Here is a 16,809-nt window from a genome sequence, read left to right as displayed (position 1 = left end):
TTAGCCTATCACAATCCCTATCGTTGAAGCTATAACCGTTGCAACTATTTCACCAGTGCTGCCCGGGAAGAAGAAACTTACTGCAACAACGATTAAAATGCTGCTAAAAGCGACAGCAAAATCTAAAAAAAGCCTTTTTACTTAATATTTGCAAAACTAAAAGTCCGATAAACATGGCTGGCAGGGCGAAATCCATCCCATATTTTCCGGGATCAGGAATCCATTACCCAAAGAAACCTCCGGCCATATTTGCAATGAACCAATTTTGTGACGGCCACTTCAAACGTTTCATCAGTTAATAAGGCTCCAGTTATCAGATTTTTTATTTCAAACTTTGCTGGAAATATGGAGCCAGTGTGCAGCACTAAATAATAGATGACGACTGTTATCGTAAAAATCATGGCCGATACTGGGTGACTTGCAGCTATGAAATGTCCAGACCCGCATAGGGTAAAAGCGACATAAGTGCCACTCCATCATCCTTAATCCTGACATTTTTTCGACGACCCCTGCAGCAAAACCGATACTTGGGTATCCCAATAAAGTAGGTATGCAATTCTTTACTCCTTGCCAAAATCCTTCCTCATCATTGACCTCGGAAAAGCCATCGCTTCTCCATTCAGCACTATCCTGACTCATATAATTAGAATAATTTCCTTCAATTTCTTTTCAGCTTGCCAAGCAGAATTGGCAACTCACTATATATTTCGATGATCTCTTCCATCGGCATTCTAACTAAACCGCTGGAAGAAGGGGCAACGAATTCCATGGTCTCATTCGATGAAGGTTCTTCTTGCAGCCCCCAAGCGATTTTTCGTAATTGACGATATTCCTGATAGACACCCTTGCCTACAAAACAGACAAGTTTAGGTTTATACTTTTCAATTTTCCTTTTTAATTGCTTCCTTCCTTTTATGTACTCTTCTTTAGTGATTTCGTCCGCACCTTTTGTAGGCCTTGAAACGATATTGGTAAAACCATAACCTAAATCCAGTAATGACGAGTCTTCAGTTGGTTCATATTTCCTTGGTGTCAGCCCGGACTCGAAGAGGATTTTCCAAAAGCGATTGTTTGGATTCGCATAATGATGGCCAGTCTCGCCTGAACGGATGCTTGGATTGAAACCTACGAACAAAATATCCAAATTTTCCTTTAAATGATCAGAGATGCCTTCCATTTTAAAACTCCTTTTCAAATTGCTATTTAATCATTGTACAAAACTGAAAAATATTTAACTACCTTTTCCGCCATTTTCACAACTTCTATTCAAAAACTTTAAAAAGAATGAACGATGATAGCTCAATAATATGGGGGCAAACCTGACAAATTGAATATTGAAGTCCTATTGCTCCTAAAACAATTGGGTACGGGCAGGGTTGCTTTTGGAAGCAATGGCATGCGAAAGACCCTTTATTTCTTGTGGAAATCCCGGATATTTTGGAACGGTGAATAAGCCTCCATCAATCAAATGCCGGTGCTCAAACAGGCAGGGATTTAAATTCGATAGTAAAAAATATATATTACAAGCTTATTGAATTATATGAAAGAGCAATTCAATCAATTGAACAGCAGCAGGCCATTATTAATGGTTCTGCTGCTGTTCAAAAATTATTCAAATCTCTCACGATGGCTGACATTGTTAATGGGGGGCTATTGATTTTTGTTAGGAGAATAAACTACATAGATATTGGAGGCATAAGTCTCTCGATTATTAAGACAGTTAAAAAAATGGGTCCAGAAAATAAATGAATCTATTAAATGGGGGCAAGAACCTTTATTGAAACCGCAACAACTTTCAAAGCGGAATCCCATTTGGCAAATGACTTTACTCGTAGGTATTTATGTACCTACGAGTTTTTATGTTACGTATCAGAAGATGCTTTTGTGTAAATTCGCTTCTTTCAAACTCGGGAATCAGGAAACATTCTGCCGTTGTTCGATATGATCATGTTTTCTCGCATTAGACATCTTATTGATGGTAAGAAGAATTCCAGAAAGCCATATAATCACGATGCCTGTATAGATATATATATGGGCTTCAATCGGAATCCATGTAGCTAATAATGTTCTTACATTGATTAAGATAATGAAACCACCTACTAAAACACCCATTAATTGAGCAGGAAGCATCCTGACGAGCCAGGCGGCAATTGGTGCGGCAACCACTCCACCAATTATCAACGCTACGACCCAAAGCCAATTGACAGCTTCCCATCCAAGCGAAATGATAAAACCAAGACTTCCGAAGAAAGCAATGGCAAATTCACTCGTATCTACAGTCCCTACGGCTTTTCTCGCCGTCATGCCTTTTTTTGACAATAAAACTGGCGTTGCAATCGGTCCCCAACCGCCTCCGCCTGTTGCATCACAAAAGCCTGCAAAAAGGCCTAACGGAATGGATTGTTTTGCGGTCAAGGGCTTTACGGTTTCAGTTTCCTTTGACGGTTTAAAAATAAATAAAAAGCGGAATAAAACGTATACACCAAGGCCAAATAAAAATATGGCAATATACGGTTTTGCTAATTCGGCTGGCAGGTTGCTCAGGAAACATGCACCTACAAATGCACCAACAGAACCTGGAATGATCAAGCGATAGACCATATTTTTATCCACGTTCCCAAACTTTATATGCGAAGCTCCGGATACTGCTGTGGTCACTACTTCCGATAAATGAACGGATGCTGATGCTACTGCAGGGGCAATCCCGAATGTCAACAATAAGGAAGTGGAACTCACTCCATACCCCATTCCAAGCGAACCATCGATTAATTGGGCTAAAAACCCGATAAAGGCTAAAACGATTAACTTTTTCATGACATTCCCCTTTTTTCACTAAAATAGAACCTAAATAACATCGACCCGACGGTACCGTTTGCCTGTATAAATCATTTAGATTTCCATTAAGACACAAAGAGGCACCTAACCAAAATGAAATGACATGTTGGTTAGGTGCCTTCAGTTTTTCTGATCAGCCCAATGATATATTTTCTTCAGCTTCTACTGGTAAAAGCCTAGCTAAAAAACGATATCTTTCTTTTAGGGAATATTTATAAATATCCTCTATTGAATCTTTCAATAACTTAGATTTTTCCTCTTTTGAAAATGAACCATTCTTTATGATCATCCTTGCTTCAAAAAGGAATTCAAGATATTCTTCATATGATTCATCATATACTTTACCAAGGTCATTCCGAATTTTTTTTGCGAGCGTTGGACTTGCTCCATTGGTAGAAACACTTATAGTAAGCATGCCTCTATTCAATGTCGCCGGTATGTGAAAATTACCCAGTTCATGATTACTGATTACGTTTACCAACTGACTTTGGGAGGCATTTTCGTACACTCGTTCATTAACTTCAGTAGAATTTGTTGCAACAATGATTAAAAACGCATCTTCATAGTCAGCTTCTTCCACTTCTTTAAGTAAAACTCGAATCTTACCTTCTTTCTCCAACAGTTGAAAACCTGTGCATATCTCGGGGCTTACGACGGTCACTTCAGCACCAGCTTCCAATAAGGGGCCAGCTTTAAAGTAACCTATTTTACCACCGCCGATGATGACACACTTTCTGTTCTCAATATTAAGCGTAATTGGATACATAAGCTCCCTCCCCACTCACTTCATGAATTCGTTCCGATATTGCTTGTTCAATCTTTGGGTGATAACCTAGATATCGGCAAAGTATGAATTTCTGCTTCCCCTTTTTTTGGAACATTCTTATACTATTTTCGATGGATTGCATTAAGAGACCGGTAAACAATAGGTAAGGAATGATAAATACTTGGTTTGATCGAGATCCCTCTGCAAATTCCAATGCTTCTCCAAAGCTTGGTGTAGCAGCTGTCAAATAACACTCTTGCACACGGATTTTTGGAAACCTGTTCTTTAGCAAATCGGCCAATCGAGACAAATCCCTTTTAACGTCGGGATCACTGCTGCCCCTTCCAACCAATAAAACCAAGGAATCCTCCGTAACCCTTACATTTGTTTCTTCCAACCGTTCCACTAAAATATCAACCATTTTATCACTGACACCAATCGGCCTTCCGTATTTCAAGCCAACCGAAGGGTACTTTTCTTTCATTTTGTTCAATATGACTGGAATATCATGTTTTGCATGTACAGCTGTTAGCAATAAAACTGGAATGGCAATGATTCTCGTCGCACCTTTTTGTACGCATCGTTCGTAGGCCTCTTCTATCGTAGGAGTTTCCAATTCTAAGAAGCAATACTCCTGAATGGAATTTGGCTGTGCCTGCATACAAACTTTAATAAAATCAATGGCTTGGGCTGAAGCTTCTTTAACACGGCTGCCATGGCAAATATATAAAATGGCTTCCATTAAAAAGCCTCATTCGCCAACAAATTTTCGGTTTGTTTTTCTTCAAACCATTTGATTTTTTCTCGTAAATTAACGACATCGCCCACGACTATCATGCAAGGATTCGAAATCTGTTCGTTATTGGCGGTTTCCACTACATTAGCCAACGTACTGACAGCTGTTCTTTGCGTTTTTAATGTTCCCCAATGAATAAGGGCTACCGGAGTCTCTGGACTTTTTCCATGCTCCAAAAGTTTTCCTTGAATATATGGCAGGTTCTTAACACCCATGTAAATGGCTAATGTATCGATTCCCTTTGCAAGGGATTCCCACTTGATATTATCCTCTTCATCCTTTTTCCGATGACCGGTAACAATTGCAAAAGATGAAGCGTGGTCCCTATGTGTAACTGGAATTCCCGCATAAGCTGTAGCGGCGATTCCAGCCGTAATTCCTGGTACGATTTCAAAGCTCACGCCACTTTTGGCAAGGGCTTCCGCTTCCTCCCCGCCTCTCCCAAAGACGAATGGATCGCCGCCTTTCAAACGGGTGACTATTTTCCCCTTTTTTGCATATTTGACCAGGAACCGATTGATGGTATCCTGCTGCAACAAATGATAATCCGGCAGTTTACCGCAATTAATCAGCTCTACACCGTCTTTTGCATAATTCAAAAGTTCTTTATTGACAAGTCGATCATATAAAATGACATCAGCTTCTTGAATGCATTTTAATCCTTTTAATGTAATTAAATCTGGATCTCCGGGACCGGCTCCTACTAGATATACTTTCCCCATTTTTGCAACCTGCCTTCCCTTAGAGAATTGTTTCGAATTCCGATAAAACGAAACCTGCTCCATTTTTAATTTTCCTTTTTTCATATAATGAGATGTCATCCACTTCAGGCATTTTCAAATAATGCTTTTCCAGCTCGATATCAACAAGTTCAAACGCCTTTTCATCTGAATCGGCAACAATGATGACATGGATCGGTTTTTCCTTGATAGTGACTTCGAAACGGTATAGATTCATGGATTACTTACCTTCCCCTATTAAACGGCCACTTCCGTTAATATATCATCAAGTTTACTTTGTAACTGGGATATCCCTACCCTTTCCACAAAATCAAGAAAGGTTTCGGATAGAAGTTTTGTTTCTTTGAAAAATAGGATTAGTTCTTTCAGAACATGATAGAGTTGTTCAGCTTCCACTTTTCCTTTAAGTTTTTCATTGAACTTCCCGCCCTCATTCAGCGTTCCTCCGACGTATATTTCAAAAGCCTCGACCATCTTTTTATCCTGGTTTTTCATTTTTATGCCTTGAAGCCCAATTTCGGCGATGGCTCTTTGACCGCAATTATTTGGACAACCCACCATATGCATCCTTACAGGAACATCGAGATCTATTTCCTTGTCCAATGATTCAGAAATCGTCCTCATTCGGTTTTTTGTTTCAACGAGTGCCAGGTTGCAATACTCGATGCCTGTACAAGAAACGGAATAACCAATGAATTTTTTTGGTTGATATGGAAATCTTTCGAAGATGGCTTCCTTTTTTAATTCCTCAAGTTTTTCATCCGGCACATTTGGAAGGATTAGATTCTGAGAATTACAGTTGCGGATTTCTCCATTTCCATATTTTTTCGCAAGTTCGGCAAACTCGATCACTTCGTCTGGATTTAGACGACCAACTGGTATATTGACTCCAACATAGTTCATACCATCTTGTTTTTGTTTATGGATGCCGTAGAAATAACCTGCATTCCATCCCTTCACCGCACTTTCACCCTTTTCAGGAAGCGGACCGGTGTACTCGAGCAATTTTTCCTTGAATTGTTCAGGACCCCAATCAGCGACAAGGAATTTCAATCGCGAGCGATGACGTTTTTCACGGTACCCAAAGTCACGGAATATCGTCGTGATGGCGGCCGCTACTTCGACTGTTTTTTCAGGTAAAATGAATAAGTCAAGTTCTTCTGCCAGCATCGGAACGGAGGATAGCCCGCCGCCTACTTTTACGTGAAAACCAACTTCCGTTACTCCATCAATTTCTTTAGTAGCTGGATTGAATGAAACACAGTTGATTTCAGCATTTGAAGCATTATGGATATTAGCACTTATGGACATTTTATATTTCCTCGGAAGGTTTGAATAATCCTCGTTAAGGCGGAAATACTCAAATACATCATAAAGTACCTCGCGTGTATCAAAAAGTTCGTCAGGATCGATGCCTGCCAATGCATTACCGATGATATTACGTGTGATATCACCACATGCACCGGCCGTAGTCATTCCAACCTTTTCCAAACGGTTTAAGATATCCGGTACTTGTTCGATGGTCAACCAGTGGAATTGAATGGCTTGACGGGTTGTAATGTCATATACATCCCTCCCATAATCTTTAGCGATGTTAGCTAAAGTTAGTTGTTGATCATAAGTCAGGATACCTCCGGGAATAACGACACGCATCATCCAATAACCTGCTTCTTTTGGCCGTTGCAGGTATAGACCTGCCCACTTGAACATATCCCAATTCTCTTTAGGGATGGAGCCAAAACCATTTGCAGCGTAATGTGGAAGATCATCGAATATCTTCAATCCGTCTTTTTCCAATTTCCAGATTTCCGTTTTATTTTTAGCGATTAGTGGATTTTCCGACCAAAATTTCTCGTAAACCATTACATTTCCTCCTTGATTAAATCGCTTTCTTTACTGTCAAATAACCGATTACCTGTTCAACGCACTCTTCAATGCTGTATTGGTCGGATTCTAAAATAATTTCCGGTTGTTCAGGTTCTTCGTATGGAGAGTCGATCCCGGTAAAATCTTTAATGATTCCTTTACGCGCCTTGTCATAAAGACCTTTTGGATCACGTACTTCGCACTCTTCGATCGGACACTTTATGTATACTTCAATAAACTCCCCTTCTTCGAGTAAATCACGTACAATCTGCCGATCTGCCCTGAAAGGTGATATGAAGGCGGTCAATACGAACTGCCCGCTATCCACGAATAACTTGGAAACCTCACCGATCCGCCTAATATTCTCGGTTCGATCCTCTTCAGAAAAACCTAAATCTTTATTTAAACCATGGCGGATATTATCACCATCCAAAACATAACTTCGAATATTCCGATTATATAACTCTTTAGCAACTGCGTTCGCAATCGTTGATTTTCCGGAGCCCGAGAGTCCTGTGAACCATAGAACTGTGCTCTCATGCCCGTTCTGCTTCCGGCGAAGCTCCTTGGTCAATGACGTTTCATGCCAAGTGACATTCGTACTTTTACTCATATAATAATCCCCCTCTTCATGTGATCCTTCAATTTATGTCCAATCAGTTATAAACTTCATTCTTTTTTAGACCTTCGATCAACACCTCAATGACTTCTTTACGGCTAAAGGTAGCTGGAGGAATTTCTCCATTACGCAACATTTCCCTTACCTTCGTTCCAGACAGGATGACATGGTCTTCCTTGCCATGCGGACAAGTTTTAGCGGAAGCCATATTGCCACATGCTTTACAGTAAAAACTATGTTCAAAGAATAATAGCGTGATCCCTAACTCATCAGCGTTAAAATTCCCAAAGATTTTTTGAGCATCATATGTGCCATAATAATCGCCCACACCCGCATGATCACGTCCGACGATAAAATGGGTGCAACCATAATTTTTACGGACCATCGCATGGAAAATGGCTTCCCTAGGTCCTGCATAACGCATGGCAGCAGGGAAAACTGCAAGGGAGACGCGATCTTTAGGATAATATTTTTCAAGTAGCACTTTATAGCTTTCCATTCTTACATCTGCCGGAATGTCATCGGATTTAGTGGCACCTACGAGAGGATTTAAGAATAAGCCGTCGACAATCTCCAATGCTGTCTTTTGAATGTATTCATGTGCACGGTGAACGGGGTTCCTCGTTTGGAAACCGACAACCGTTTCCCATCCTTTTTCAGCAAAAGCTTTCCTTGTCTCGACTGGGTCCAAATAGTGAGCTTGAAATAGCGGACGCTCTATTCTCTTGATCAACTTAATTTCCCCGCCAACATATACATCCCCGCGGTTATATAAATTTTTCACTCCAGGATGTTTCTCATCATCCGTTTGATATACTAATGTCGCTTCCAATTGCTTATCTGGAGTGTAAATATCGGAAACAGAGAGAACCCCGTATGTTTCACCTTCATGAGTCAACGTTACTTCTTCACCAATAGTAAGGGTTTCTGCAGTTTCTTCGGTCAAAGGCAGCGTAATCGGGATGCTCCATACATGCCCGCTGCTAAGCCTCATATCCTTGACCACTGTCTCATAGTCACTTTTTGTAAAGAATCCTTTAATCGGACTGTAGGCACCAGTGCCTATCAATTCAAGATCACTTAAAGCAATTTCATCGATTTCGATTGACTTTGTTATTTTACTAAAATCATATTTTGGTTCCCAAAGATCGATTAATGTTCCTCCGTGCGGTAGACTGATTGTCATGTTAATTTCCCCCTATGGTTTCTATTTATTTAAGATAAATGCAATCCGCATTCCGTTTTTTGAGCTCCTTGCCACCGGCCTGAGCGTAAATCATCTGCATTGAAGGCAGGTGCTGTACACGTTTTACATCCAATACTCGGATATCCATTATCATGCAGGATATTATATGGAAGTCCATTTTTGTGGGCGTAGCGCCAAACATCTTTCCATGTCCAATGTATGAGTGGACATATTTTAACTGACTTGAACTTATTATCCTTATTGATATACTCGGTCATAGCCCTTGTTACGGATTGCTCCCTCCTCAGTCCCGAAAGCCAGGCTGTTGCCGTTGAGAGCACATCGGTAAGCGGAATGATTTTACGGATGTTACAGCACTTATTGGAATCATTAAGCCATAATTCATCCCCATATTCCGCTGCTTGTTCCTCTAGCGTCAAGGAAGGTTTCTTCATTTCTATCAAAAGCTTTGGATATCGCTTTTTCACTTGCTCAATCAATTGGTAAGTTTCCTCAAAATGAACATCTGTATCGAGGAAAACTATTTTTGCCGAAGGATTGACCTTCGCCAATAAATCCGTAAGCACGATGCCTTCAATACCAAAACTACAAGCATAAATCAGTTTGTTTCCATAATGGTCATTCGCCCATTGCAGAACTTCCAAAGCACCTTTTGTCTCACTGTCTTCAGGAAATGCAGGGAAGTCCCCTGTATTGAAATTTTCATAGTTTATTAATGCAGCCAACTTTGTAGCCCCCTCTAAAAACTTGCTGTATCAGTTAGAGTAACTGTTGATCAATACCAGTTGTAATCTTCTCCAGTTTGTTGATTCTAGGAAAAAGAGACGAATCTAACCAATACTCTCTTTATATCAGTTAAACCCGCCTCTAGTTTTTCTAGTCAGCAGATACCTTATTTAATTCTTAGTTTTTCATTTCTTTCCATTTGAATGATTTTACCATCCTGGACAATAAGTGTAATGGATCCATATTTCATTGAATTTAGCATTTCTTGAAGTCGTTCAAATATTTCTTCAAGCTGATTCTCTTTATCCAAACCAGTTCCTCCTTTAAGAAAATCCGCGAATATTTTATTTCCAGCGCTGATTAAATGAGTTTCTTAGATTTATATAATCCCATACAACCTTGCATTGTTATGGTTTGCCTGCAATTTTTCCAAAAAACAAAAATCTTTCCATGATGGAAAGATCCCAAGGTAAATATCTTTACCTTATCTTCCAAAATGATCAACATTTTGTTGGAGGTAGCACCTTGCATCCATCATGCAGGTTGCTGGACTTCAAAGGGCCAATTCCCTCCGTCGCTCTGGATAAGTTTTATTATTTTAAATATTAACATATATTTAATCCTTGTCAATGGAGTTTTCTTATAAAATAACTTGGTTTAATATTATGGATGAACTGTTATTTTTATACACACTATTCAATTTATGATTTTATGTTCATATAAATACGAAAATAGACTCGTCTTTTTAGATAAAGTCTCCAAAAAAATGAGTCTATTTTCATTGAAAAGACTTTTATTGACGCCTGTTATTACTTGAAAAAATAATTTCTCGAATTCCAGTCCTTATGTAGAAGGGATCACTTGAAGTCATTAATTTCTTAACTGTATCGCTTCTACAAATTCTTGAACTTGACTCTGGACACGATCAATTAAATGCAAATCATTAATCGGGTTTTCTGGATTCTGTTTATCTATTTCCTTATCAACAAAATAAATGCCCTGCAGCGGCTCGCCTTTTAATATTGAAATTAATGGTTTAAGCGCATAGTCAATCGCCAATAGATGCCTGTTACTTCCACCAATCATGATTGGCAGCACTGGCTTACCCTTAAAAGCACCTTCTGGCAGCAAATCAATCAAGGCTTTCAATACACCTGGATAAGAAGCCTTATAAACCGGTGAACCTATAATGATTCCTCTAGCTGCTTGAATTCTCCCTGAAAGCTTTAAGATATCTTCGCTATTATATTTCCCTTGGAATAAATCATCTGCTGAAAAATCCGTAATTGAGTAATAAGCTGTGGTAAATCCTTCGTTTTCGACTAATGATTGAATATGTTTTAGTGAAATGTCCGTTCTTGATGGAATAGCCGGACTTCCTGATAAAATTACGATATCGCTCATTTTATCCCCCTCCAATTTTACATGATTTCCAGATAAAATCTCCGTAAAGCATTTCGTGCAGTATGAATTTATCGTAATAGTCTGAAAAATATAAGTCAAATCTTACACTCTGGTTTAATAAATTCACAAGTTGACTTCATCGACTCTGTATGAAATAAAACGGTCATATTTGCGGCTTGATGCTCATGCCCTTCAATATGACCGTTTCATTATGTATGTTTTTGTTTCCCATGAATACCATATACCAAAAGTTGAGCAATGCTCTTAATTCGTTCAGAAGTAAAATATGGCTCCTTTTTTTGTTGATGGATCTCATAATGTGTAGATAATGCCAATGTGAAAGAAATGATCCCTACATTAAATAGGATAATATCAGAGATATACTGTATCTCTCCGCTATCTATTCTCTTCTGTATTTCAATATGCTTGGCATTTGGCTTGAAAATCTGATCTACATATTGCTTTGAAATATCTTGATCGAATTGTGTTTCTCTAAATAATATCGAAAACTGTTCTTTATTTTCAAGAATTTTTTTAATCATCGTGCAAACATGATTCTCCACTAGCTCATCCGTAGAAAGATGGCTAGTCCCATCTTCAGATTCCTCTTTTTCATTAGGGGTAATTGTAGCCAAAAGCAAATCTTTTTTGCTGTCAAAGTATTTGTAAATAGTAGCTTCGGAAACATTGCATGCAGAGGCAATTTCATTCGTCCTTGTCATGTCAAAACCTTTAGTGGCAAAAAGAGTCCGGGCTACATTTATGATTCGTTCTTTGGTTTGCTGCCCTTTTTTCAAAAATATCAACCTTCTTTTATAAAGATAAGACCGGTTTCACCAATCTATTTTCCATGATATCCCGATGGTATCAATCGGTCAATATTACCTTTGATCTTTTAGGATTCAATATCCCCATATATCATAAATAGAAAACATCGTCTGGTTGGGACGATGTTTTCTATTTTTCAGGAAATCACTTAAAAGATGCATAGCCATCATCGACCATGACTACACTTCCATTGATCGCATCCGCTTCCTCTAACGATAATAGATAGACGGCATTTGCAATGGCTTCTGGCTTAATTAATTTACCGCGCATTTGACTTGCATTCAATTTATCGATGATCCCCATATCTTTATAGCCTTGTATGATAGGAGTGTCAACCCCGCCTGGCGCAATGCCCACTACGCGTATGCCATAAGCACCCAATTCCAAAGCTGCTGTCTGTGTCATCATTCTTACAGCGCCTTTAGTCGCCTGATAGGCAAAAGTTCCATGGGAAGCTAAGTAGCCAAACACAGAAGCGGTATTAATAATGACACCCTTGATACATTGATACCAAGCTCCTTCATTTTCCGTCCTGCTGCCATGATTCCAAAGGCAACTCCGTGCTGGTTCACTCCAATCGTTTTGAAGTAACCCTCCATATCTTGATCTAGGATCATACCGCCTGCACCAATGCCGGCATTATTAAACATGATATCGATCCTTCCGTATGCCTCCACTGCTTTATTGATTAACGATTCAACATCTTCCTGTTTAGAAACATCCGTTTTAACAAAAATGGCCTCTCCACCATTCGCTGTTATCTGTTCAACGGTTTCCTGACCCATTTCTTCATTAAAATCCGCTACAACAACCTTTTCCCCTGAATTTCAAGCATGTCGCTCGGCCAATTCCGCTTGCTCCTCCTGTAATAACTGCAACTCTTGCTTTCATAAACATTCCCCTTCAACATCAAAAAAATAAGTAAGTAATTACTTACTTTTTAATAATAAAAGTAAAGAATATTAAATTCAAGCAATATGTATTTTTATAGCGTTATGAGCATTCAAAAGTAAAGCTGTCCTATTACTAGGACAGCTTCATTTGTTTAACAGGTTTTCAATTCGACCTTACTTATTGATGTCTTCACCATTTCAATGAAAAGTTGCAGAAAACGATCATCACCTGTTAATTCTGGATGAAACGCACTGACGAGGACATGGTCTTGTCTCGCAGCCACTACATTCTCTTCATAAACAGCCAATACTTCTACACCTTTTCCAATTCCATAAGCAAATGGCGCCCGGATGAAAACTGCCTTATAAGGGTCTTCCATTCCTTTGATTGACAGTTCAGCCTCGAAACTATCCCTTTGACGTCCAAATCCGTTCCTTTTCACGGAAATGTCCATTAGTCCAAGATAGGCCTTCTCATCGCCAGTCAATTCATTGGCCGCCAATACCATCCCTGCACATGTACCGAAAATAGGTTTTTTACCTTCGAAGAAAGTTTTGATCGGTTCCATAAATCCATAACGATCCATAAGCTTTCTCATTGTAGTGCTTTCTCCGCCTGGAATGATCAAGCCATCGATTTCCAGCAACTGTTCCGGTTTCTTTACGATAATTGCTTGTTCGCCGGCAGCTTTGATTTGGTTCAAGTGTTCTTCAACTGCACCCTGTAATCCCAAAACACCGATAGTTATCATATTACCATCCACGTTCCTGCATCCGTTCTGCCGGAGCTAGTTTGGAAATATCAATTCCTTTCATAGCACTGCCCAACTCTTTGGACAACCGGCCAATCAATTCATAATCGGTGAAATATGTAGTCGCTTGAACGATTGCGGATGCGAATTTTTCTGGATTTTCAGATTTAAAAATACCAGACCCTACGAAAACGCCATCTGCTCCCAATTCCATCATCAATGCTGCATCTGCTGGGGTAGCAATTCCGCCAGCTGCAAAGTTAACTACAGGCAATTTACCTGTGCGTTTGATTTCTCTTAAAATTTCATAAGGGGCTCCAATATTTTTTGCCTCTGTCATTAATTCATCATCACTCATGATGCTCACTTTACGAATTTGTGACTGTACCTTTCTCATATGACGCACAGCTTCCACAATATTACCCGTACCTGGTTCTCCTTTTGTACGAAGCATTGATGCTCCTTCACCAATACGGCGTGAAGCTTCGCCTAAATCACGGCAGCCACAAACGAAAGGTACGGTGAAATCACTTTTTAGAATATGGTATTCTTCATCAGCAGGAGTCAGCACTTCACTTTCATCGATATAATCCACTCCCATGGATTCCAAGACCCTTGATTCAACAATATGGCCAATCCTTGCTTTAGCCATAACCGGGATGGACACTGCATTCATTACTTCCTCAACAATTCGCGGATCTGCCATTCTAGCTACCCCGCCAGCCGCACGGATGTCGGAAGGAACCCTTTCCAATGCCATGACAGCGACAGCACCGGATGCTTCTGCGATTTTTGCTTGTTCTGCGTTAATGACGTCCATAATTACGCCACCCTTTTGCATTTGTGCCATTCCTCTTTTTACTGTGTCAGTTCCTAATAATTTATCCATTTCTCTTCCCCCTAATATTTGCATTTTTTAGATTTGTTATATTTTTAGTATAAAAAATAGTTGACCGCATTGAAAGTGTCAGTTTTAATAAAACTAATGGGGTCAGCAATAAATTTCTCTAAAAGGTGGAAACAAAATGAATATGCTTTCTTGTGATTTAAATCGGTTAAGTGAAGTACCTTTGTACGAACAATTATATTCACATATTAAAAAAGAAATCATTGATGGCCGTCTTCTTTACGGCACAAAGCTGCCTTCCAAACGGAAATTGGCAGAGTTCCTTCAAATAAGTCAAAATACTGTCGAGACTGCATATGAACAATTGACTGCTGAAGGATACGTTGAAGTCATACCAAGAAAAGGATACTATATTCAAACATTCGAGGATTTAGAATATACACAAACTGACCAAGTTTCCTTGGAGCAAATCAATCATAAAGAAGGGGCATTGCTGTATCATTTTCATCCCAGCCAAATTGACACGGAACACTTCCCATTTGAAAAATGGAGAAAATACACGAAAAGCAAAATCGATGAATCGCATCAAGATCTTCTTTTACTGGGGGATTCTCAAGGGGAATATGAATTACGATGTGAAATTGCCCATTATTTGTATCATGCACGTGGTGTACAATGTGTTCCCGAACAGATCATCATTGGTGCAGGAATGGAAATTCTATTACAGCAGCTTGTCCTTCTATTCGATAAAAATGCCATCTATGGTGTTGAAGATCCTGGGTATCACTTGATTCACCGGATTTTACGCAGCTACCCAAATGAAGTCCATCCACTGCAAATTGATGAAGAAGGCGTAAAGGTGAACCAAATTGAAGATTCAAAGATCGACGTCGTGTATGTCACACCCTCACATCATTTCCCCAATGGGACGATCCTATCCGTTAACAGACGGACACGATTGTTGAACTGGGCTCAAGGGGCAGCAAACCGCTATATTATCGAAGACGATTATGATAGTGAATTTCGTTATAGTGGAAAAACAATTCCTTCCTTACAAAGTATGGATGCTGGTGATAAGGTGATTTATTTAGGGTCATTTTCCAAATCATTGATGCCATCAATTCGGATCAGTTATATGGTTCTTCCCGCTCCATTGTTACAAATGCATCAACAGGAATTATCTTTTTACCATTCAACCGTTTCTCGGATTGATCAGCATGTGTTGACTCAGTTCATGAAGGAAGGGGATTTCGAAAAGCATTTAAATCGAATGAGGAAAGTTTACCGTCGCAAGTTAGATAAAGTGATTGATCTGTTTAAACCCCATCAACAAATAAAGATCATTGGTGAACGGTCAGGATTGCATATCGTCCTTATCGTTAAGAACGGCATGGATGAACAGACACTTATTCAGAAGGCAAACGAAGATCATATTAAAATTTATGGACTATCGACATATTCGATCGAAAAAATTGACGAACACCCTCCAAAAATCATATTGGGCTTTGCAGGGATCCCTGAATCCGAATTGGAAAAAGCCATTCACCTTTTATTGACCTCATGGGGTTTATAAAGAAAAAAAGAAGTTCACTGTCGTGAACTTCTCAGACTGTAGACAAACTCGATCTTCACCGAGTTTGTCTACAGTTTTTTTAGAGGTTTGTACAATTTGAACGTTGATTTCCTCTACAGGCACTCGCTTTCCGCGGGCGGTCCGGGAGCCTCCTCAGCGCCTTTGCGCCTGCGGGGTCTCCCCTGGACTCGCTTTTCCCGCAGGAGTCTCGCGCCTTCCGTTTCAATCAACTTTGTTTAACTTTTAGATAGAACCCTTTTGCCTAAAGTCTTCATTGTTTTAAAATAGAATTAATAAACCTTGAGGTGATGAGGATGCTTTCTAAACATGATACTATTCAGAGAGATCAACTGGAAATGATTACTTTAGATCAACTAGTGCAAGCGAACCATTTGGTTCGTAAAATGGAGGCTGCCATTGACTTCTCTTTCATTTATGATTTGGTGGAAGATATGTATTCAGAGATAGGACGCACAAGTATTGATCCAGTTATATTAGTTAAACTTACTTTCATTCAATAGTTCAATGCGTAAAACAATTGAAGAAGTTGAAACAAATATGGCTTACCGTTGGTTCTTAGGCTATGGTTTCCATGATAAAGTGCCTCATTTCTCAACGTTTGGGAAAAATTATGAACGACGCTTTAAAGAAACAGACCAGACCTGTTTGAACAGGTTTTCTATCGTATCTTAATGACAGCTACTGACGAGACCCCGCTAGATGCTTGCGGTGAGGAGGCTTGGCAGGAAGACGGCGGTAAGGGAACAAATTCAATATGTGGACCGCAAAATGAATGCTCCGGAGTCCGAATAATGCGGTGACGGTCGAATAAAGCTCCGTATGACTAAAAAGTGCTTCGGCTAAAAACAACTGGGAAGTTTTTTAAATAAAAATACTGCAGGCAAACTCGATTTTTCTTCGAGTTTGTCTACAGTCTGAGAATATCACTCTTGTGGA

The 16,809-nt window shown here is 39.5% G+C and carries 16 protein-coding genes, 3 pseudogenes and 1 riboswitch; of the genes and pseudogenes, 2 read left to right on the top strand and 17 right to left on the bottom strand.

Annotated features, from left to right (window positions below):
• The 17 genes and pseudogenes from Q8G36_RS20040 to pdxS form a co-directional block, all read right to left on the bottom strand.
• Positions 1 to 639 (bottom strand): annotated as a pseudogene (locus tag Q8G36_RS20040) (AzlC family ABC transporter permease).
• A 19-nt stretch (positions 640 to 658) separates the two neighbouring features.
• Positions 659 to 1,177: a mismatch-specific DNA-glycosylase gene (locus Q8G36_RS20035; protein ID WP_305161586.1), complete on the bottom strand. Its 519-nt coding sequence runs from the start codon at positions 1,175 to 1,177 to the stop codon at positions 659 to 661.
• A gap of 737 nt (positions 1,178 to 1,914) precedes the next feature.
• Positions 1,915 to 2,814, bottom strand: coding sequence for a sulfite exporter TauE/SafE family protein (locus tag Q8G36_RS20030; protein ID WP_305161585.1), 900 nt, complete (start codon positions 2,812 to 2,814; stop codon positions 1,915 to 1,917).
• A gap of 154 nt (positions 2,815 to 2,968) precedes the next feature.
• Positions 2,969 to 3,601 (bottom strand): NAD(P)-binding protein, encoded by a 633-nt coding sequence (locus Q8G36_RS20025; RefSeq protein ID WP_305161584.1) that lies wholly within the window; start codon positions 3,599 to 3,601, stop codon positions 2,969 to 2,971.
• Entirely contained in the window at positions 3,582 to 4,343 is a 762-nt protein-coding gene (locus tag Q8G36_RS20020; protein ID WP_305161583.1) for a sirohydrochlorin chelatase, read from the bottom strand. The genes Q8G36_RS20025 and Q8G36_RS20020 overlap by 20 nt, the downstream gene beginning before the upstream one ends.
• A complete protein-coding gene (gene cobA, locus Q8G36_RS20015) occupies positions 4,343 to 5,119 on the bottom strand; it encodes a uroporphyrinogen-III C-methyltransferase (protein WP_305161582.1) in 777 nt (258 codons plus the stop codon). The genes Q8G36_RS20020 and cobA overlap by 1 nt, the downstream gene beginning before the upstream one ends.
• 19 nt (positions 5,120 to 5,138) lie before the next feature.
• Entirely contained in the window at positions 5,139 to 5,354 is a 216-nt protein-coding gene (locus Q8G36_RS20010; RefSeq protein ID WP_034306935.1) for a DUF3906 family protein, read from the bottom strand.
• Positions 5,355 to 5,374: 20 nt separating this feature from the next.
• Positions 5,375 to 7,000 carry a nitrite/sulfite reductase gene (locus Q8G36_RS20005; RefSeq protein ID WP_305161581.1) on the bottom strand — a complete coding sequence of 542 codons (1,626 nt, stop codon included), beginning with the start codon at positions 6,998 to 7,000 and terminating at the stop codon, positions 5,375 to 5,377.
• Positions 7,001 to 7,016: 16 nt separating this feature from the next.
• On the bottom strand, positions 7,017 to 7,616 hold the full coding sequence (cysC, locus tag Q8G36_RS20000; RefSeq protein ID WP_305161580.1) for an adenylyl-sulfate kinase: 600 nt from the start codon (positions 7,614 to 7,616) through the stop codon (positions 7,017 to 7,019).
• A 43-nt stretch (positions 7,617 to 7,659) separates the two neighbouring features.
• A complete protein-coding gene (gene sat, locus Q8G36_RS19995) occupies positions 7,660 to 8,808 on the bottom strand; it encodes a sulfate adenylyltransferase (protein ID WP_305161579.1) in 1,149 nt (382 codons plus the stop codon).
• A 29-nt stretch (positions 8,809 to 8,837) separates the two neighbouring features.
• Positions 8,838 to 9,542 (bottom strand): phosphoadenylyl-sulfate reductase, encoded by a 705-nt coding sequence (locus Q8G36_RS19990; RefSeq protein WP_370694093.1) that lies wholly within the window; start codon positions 9,540 to 9,542, stop codon positions 8,838 to 8,840.
• 179 nt (positions 9,543 to 9,721) lie between these two features.
• The gene (locus tag Q8G36_RS19985) at positions 9,722 to 9,865 is read right to left on the bottom strand and encodes a YezD family protein (protein WP_072273036.1); all 144 of its coding nucleotides are present in this window, start codon (positions 9,863 to 9,865) and stop codon (positions 9,722 to 9,724) included.
• A 171-nt stretch (positions 9,866 to 10,036) separates the two neighbouring features.
• A riboswitch (SAM riboswitch) is annotated at positions 10,037 to 10,145 on the bottom strand.
• Between the two features lie 280 nt (positions 10,146 to 10,425).
• Entirely contained in the window at positions 10,426 to 10,959 is a 534-nt protein-coding gene (gene ssuE, locus Q8G36_RS19980; protein ID WP_305161577.1) for an NADPH-dependent FMN reductase, read from the bottom strand.
• Positions 10,960 to 11,168: 209 nt separating this feature from the next.
• Entirely contained in the window at positions 11,169 to 11,756 is a 588-nt protein-coding gene (locus Q8G36_RS19975; protein WP_305161576.1) for a TetR/AcrR family transcriptional regulator, read from the bottom strand.
• A 175-nt stretch (positions 11,757 to 11,931) separates the two neighbouring features.
• A pseudogene (locus tag Q8G36_RS19970) lies at positions 11,932 to 12,678 on the bottom strand (SDR family NAD(P)-dependent oxidoreductase).
• Between the two features lie 154 nt (positions 12,679 to 12,832).
• On the bottom strand, positions 12,833 to 13,432 hold the full coding sequence (gene pdxT / locus Q8G36_RS19965) for a pyridoxal 5'-phosphate synthase glutaminase subunit PdxT (protein WP_305161632.1): 600 nt from the start codon (positions 13,430 to 13,432) through the stop codon (positions 12,833 to 12,835).
• Between the two features lies 1 nt (position 13,433).
• On the bottom strand, positions 13,434 to 14,321 hold the full coding sequence (gene pdxS / locus Q8G36_RS19960) for a pyridoxal 5'-phosphate synthase lyase subunit PdxS (RefSeq protein WP_305161575.1): 888 nt from the start codon (positions 14,319 to 14,321) through the stop codon (positions 13,434 to 13,436).
• Between the two features lie 136 nt (positions 14,322 to 14,457).
• Between pdxS and Q8G36_RS19955 the strand changes: the two genes are divergently transcribed.
• Entirely contained in the window at positions 14,458 to 15,852 is a 1,395-nt protein-coding gene (locus Q8G36_RS19955) for a PLP-dependent aminotransferase family protein (protein WP_305161574.1), read from the top strand.
• Positions 15,853 to 16,166: 314 nt separating this feature from the next.
• Positions 16,167 to 16,544 (top strand): annotated as a pseudogene (locus tag Q8G36_RS19950) (transposase); the annotation flags it as partial.
• Positions 16,545 to 16,809 lie beyond the last annotated feature (265 nt).

It is taken from the genome of Peribacillus frigoritolerans (genome assembly GCF_030676415.1).
Taxonomy (GTDB): domain Bacteria; phylum Bacillota; class Bacilli; order Bacillales; family DSM-1321; genus Peribacillus; species Peribacillus frigoritolerans_A.
The sequence above is the reverse complement of the archived record's forward strand: the minus strand, read 5'-3'. Positions and strand labels throughout refer to the sequence as shown.

Coding starts and splice junctions, on each gene's coding strand:
- Q8G36_RS20010 (WP_034306935.1), bottom strand. CDS start 5,354: ATGAATCTATACCGTTTCGAAGTCACTATCAAGGAAAAACCGATCCAT.
- cysC (WP_305161580.1), bottom strand. CDS start 7,616: ATGAGTAAAAGTACGAATGTCACTTGGCATGAAACGTCATTGACCAAG.
- Q8G36_RS20020 (WP_305161583.1), bottom strand. CDS start 4,343: ATGGAAGCCATTTTATATATTTGCCATGGCAGCCGTGTTAAAGAAGCT.
- Q8G36_RS20025 (WP_305161584.1), bottom strand. CDS start 3,601: ATGTATCCAATTACGCTTAATATTGAGAACAGAAAGTGTGTCATCATC.
- Q8G36_RS20030 (WP_305161585.1), bottom strand. CDS start 2,814: ATGAAAAAGTTAATCGTTTTAGCCTTTATCGGGTTTTTAGCCCAATTA.
- Q8G36_RS20005 (WP_305161581.1), bottom strand. CDS start 7,000: ATGGTTTACGAGAAATTTTGGTCGGAAAATCCACTAATCGCTAAAAAT.
- cobA (WP_305161582.1), bottom strand. CDS start 5,119: ATGGGGAAAGTATATCTAGTAGGAGCCGGTCCCGGAGATCCAGATTTA.
- pdxS (WP_305161575.1), bottom strand. CDS start 14,321: ATGGATAAATTATTAGGAACTGACACAGTAAAAAGAGGAATGGCACAA.
- pdxT (WP_305161632.1), bottom strand. CDS start 13,432: ATGATAACTATCGGTGTTTTGGGATTACAGGGTGCAGTTGAAGAACAC.
- sat (WP_305161579.1), bottom strand. CDS start 8,808: ATGACAATCAGTCTACCGCACGGAGGAACATTAATCGATCTTTGGGAA.
- Q8G36_RS19955 (WP_305161574.1), top strand. CDS start 14,458: ATGAATATGCTTTCTTGTGATTTAAATCGGTTAAGTGAAGTACCTTTG.
- Q8G36_RS20035 (WP_305161586.1), bottom strand. CDS start 1,177: ATGGAAGGCATCTCTGATCATTTAAAGGAAAATTTGGATATTTTGTTC.
- ssuE (WP_305161577.1), bottom strand. CDS start 10,959: ATGAGCGATATCGTAATTTTATCAGGAAGTCCGGCTATTCCATCAAGA.